Origin of the sequence: Pseudomonas rossensis (assembly GCF_039888995.1) — a bacterium.
GTDB classification, from domain to species: domain Bacteria; phylum Pseudomonadota; class Gammaproteobacteria; order Pseudomonadales; family Pseudomonadaceae; genus Aquipseudomonas; species Aquipseudomonas rossensis.
On the sequence record NZ_JBBWCB010000437.1, the window covers coordinates 1 to 208 of the forward strand.

The window sequence follows — 208 nt, forward strand, 5'->3', positions numbered from 1 at the left end:
GCCGCCAACTACAACGGCACGGTGCCGACGGTCAGCTACACCGTCACCGACGGCTCCGGCAGCAATGTCACCTCGACCCTGAACATCAACGTCACCCCGGTCGACGACAGCTTCACCGACATCAGCGAAACCGTGACCACCAGCGAAGACGCCCCAGTCAGCGGCAGCGTGCTTAACGGGACGTCGAGCGTTGATGGTCCGGTCAGCG

General features: G+C 63.9%; 1 protein-coding gene. It reads left to right on the forward strand.

The window, feature by feature from the left end:
• Nucleotides 1-208: hypothetical protein (locus WLY71_RS31190; protein ID WP_347806627.1), on the forward strand; the 208-nt coding region annotated here is incomplete at both ends.